This is a genomic window from Massilia phosphatilytica (assembly GCF_977014125.1).
On the sequence record NZ_CDRNIL010000023.1, the window covers coordinates 1 to 2,250 of the forward strand.

Annotated in this window: 3 pseudogenes; 2 read left to right on the plus strand and 1 reads right to left on the minus strand. The window is 66.0% G+C overall.

Annotated elements, in window-relative coordinates:
* Positions 1 to 609: pseudogene (locus ACWNCF_RS00830) on the minus strand (lipopolysaccharide assembly protein LapB); the annotation flags it as partial.
* Between the two features lie 7 nt (positions 610 to 616).
* Between ACWNCF_RS00830 and ACWNCF_RS00835 the strand changes: the two are divergent.
* Positions 617 to 1,459: pseudogene (locus tag ACWNCF_RS00835) on the plus strand (lipopolysaccharide assembly protein LapB); the annotation flags it as partial.
* Between the two features lie 14 nt (positions 1,460 to 1,473).
* A pseudogene (locus ACWNCF_RS00840) lies at positions 1,474 to 2,190 on the plus strand (UDP-glucose dehydrogenase family protein); the annotation flags it as partial.
* Positions 2,191 to 2,250 lie beyond the last annotated feature (60 nt).

The window sequence follows — 2,250 nt, forward strand, 5'->3', positions numbered from 1 at the left end:
CGAGCCTCCAGCTCGCTCGACAGCCCAAGCAGGGTCGGATTGCGGCGCAGCTCTTCCACCACCAGTTGCTGGGCGGCGTCCACGCCGTTGAGTTCAATGACGGCCTTGAAGACCACCTCGATCAGGTCGATCGACGACGCTTCCTGCAGATAGGAGCGCAGCAGCGTGTGACGCCTTCCTGCGGCCGTCCGACCTGGCGGTAGCCGTCCATCAGGCGCCCGGCGAACGCAGCGCCACGTGCGGCACGCTTTGCTGCTCGACGCGGCGCCACATCTTGAGCGCGCCTTCGATGTCGCCTTCCGCCTTCAGCGCGTCGCCGCACAGCATCGTCGCGCGCACGCTCTTGCGGTCGGCCTGCAAGGCCTTGTCCAGCAGCGCGCGGGCTTCGTCCGACTGCATGTGCACGAGGGCGTCCTGCGCCAGCTCGCAATAGAACTGCGCGATTTCCTTGTGGTGGGCGCCAGCGCCCGATTCCATCAGGCCCTCGGCTGCGGCGATCGCGCGGCGCCATTCCTTCTCGCGCTGGAAGATTTCGAGCAGCGCGCGCCGCGCCTGCACGCCGTACTGCGTGTCGACGAGCAGGTTGAACGCTTCCTCGGCGCGGTCCACGCGCAGGTACGAACTCGGGATGGACTATCTGAAGGCCGGCCTGCTGGACCGCGCCGAGGAAACGTTCAACCTGCTCGTCGACACGCAGTACGGCGTGCAGGCGCGGCGCGCGCTGCTCGAAATCTTCCAGCGCGAGAAGGAATGGCGCCGCGCGATCGCCGCAGCCGAGGGCCTGATGGAATCGGGCGCTGGCGCCCACCACAAGGAAATCGCGCAGTTCTATTGCGAGCTGGCGCAGGACGCCCTCGTGCACATGCAGTCGGACGAAGCCCGCGCGCTGCTGGACAAGGCCTTGCAGGCCGACCGCAAGAGCGTGCGCGCGACGATGCTGTGCGGCGACGCGCTGAAGGCGGAAGGCGACATCGAAGGCGCGCTCAAGATGTGGCGCCGCGTCGAGCAGCAAAGCGTGCCGCACGTGGCGCTCGTCGCCGGGCGCCTGATGGACGGCTACCGCCAGGTCGGACGGCCGCAGGAAGGCGTCAACCTGCTGCGCTCCTATCTGCAGGAAGCGTCGTCGATCGACCTGATCGAGGTGGTCTTCAAGGCCGTCATTGAACGTCAACGGCGTGGACGCCGCCAAGCAACTGGTGGTGGAGAACTGCGCCGCAATCCGACCCTGCTCGGTCTCGACAAGCTGCTGGAAGCGCGCCTGATGGATGCGCCGGCGAACGTCTGGGAAGAGCTGTCGATGGTGAAGAACCTGGTGCACGGGTACACGCAGAAGCTGGCGCGCTACCAGTGCAGCCACTGTGGTTTCAAGGCGCGCCAGTACTACTGGCAATGCCCGGGGTGCAGCAAGTGGGAGACTTATCCGCCGCGCCGCACCGAAGAACTGAATGTGATGAACTAAGCGAAAAGCAAACCATGAAGATTACGATTATCGGCACCGGCTACGTCGGCCTCGTCACCGGCGCCTGCCTGGCGGAACTCGGCAACGACGTCTTTTGCCTCGACGTCGACCAGCGCAAGATCGACCTGCTGAACAACGGCGGCATTCCCATCCACGAACCGGGCCTGGAGGAAGTCGTCGCGCGCAACCGCGCCAGCGGCCGCCTGCAGTTCTCGACGGACGTCGCGGCCAGCGTCGCGCACGGCCAGCTGCAATTCATCGCCGTCGGCACGCCGCCGGACGAAGACGGCTCGGCCGACCTGCAGTACGTGCTGGCCGCCGCCCGCAACATCGGCCGCCACATGGATGGCTACAAGGTCATCGTCGACAAGTCCACGGTGCCCGTCGGCACGGCCGACCGCGTCGCCGCGGCCCTGCGCGAAGAGCTGCGCACGCGCGGCCAGGAGAACATGGAATTCGCCGTCGTCTCGAACCCGGAATTCCTCAAGGAAGGCGCCGCCGTCGAAGACTTCATGCGTCCGGACCGCATCGTCATCGGCCACGACGACAGCCCCGCGGGCCACCGCGCGCGCGACCTCATGAAGCTCCTGTACGCGCCGTTCAACCGCAACCACGAGCGCGTCTACTGGATGGACGTGCGCTCGGCCGAGTTCACGAAATACGCCGCCAACGCGATGCTCGCCACCCGCATCTCGTTCATGAACGAACTGGCCAACCTGGCCGACCAGGTGCTGGATCATCCAACGAACTTCCGTTGACCTTAGCAAGGACGAACTGAACGAAGGCTACAA